This window comes from Stenotrophomonas sp. STEN033 (assembly GCF_056856655.1).
Window position 1 is genome coordinate 1 of record NZ_JBXFWM010000139.1, and the last position, 369, is coordinate 369.

At 57.2% G+C, this 369-nt stretch carries 1 rRNA gene; it reads left to right on the plus strand.

Annotated features, from left to right (window positions below):
• Positions 1-103 (plus strand): 5S ribosomal RNA (gene rrf, locus AC1VXC_RS21115); the annotation flags it as partial.
• Positions 104-369 lie beyond the last annotated feature (266 nt).

Sequence of the window (369 nt, forward strand, 5' to 3'; positions counted from 1 at the left end):
AGCGCTGTGGAACCACCCGATCCCATCCCGAACTCGGAAGTGAAACGCAGCCGCGCCGATGGTAGTGCAGCCTAAGCTGTGCGAGAGTAGGTCATCGTCAGGGTTTTTATCTAGAACCCCGCTGCTCACGCAGCGGGGTTTGTCTTTTTATGTAAGCCAGGGGTTTTTGAGCCTGGCTTGGTTCCGCAAGGAAACGTATTGGAGCTGGCGCAACGCGCTGCTCAAACCGCTTTCCTGATGAAAACAGCGCTATGGAACTGACCTGCGTACGGATCTTGTAGCCAATTAGCCAGTGAGTCCGGGGTGGATATTATCTGCCTCGAGCCAAGCCCGTCGAACGGTGGCCGGGGCCTTGTAGCGGTGGGCGCT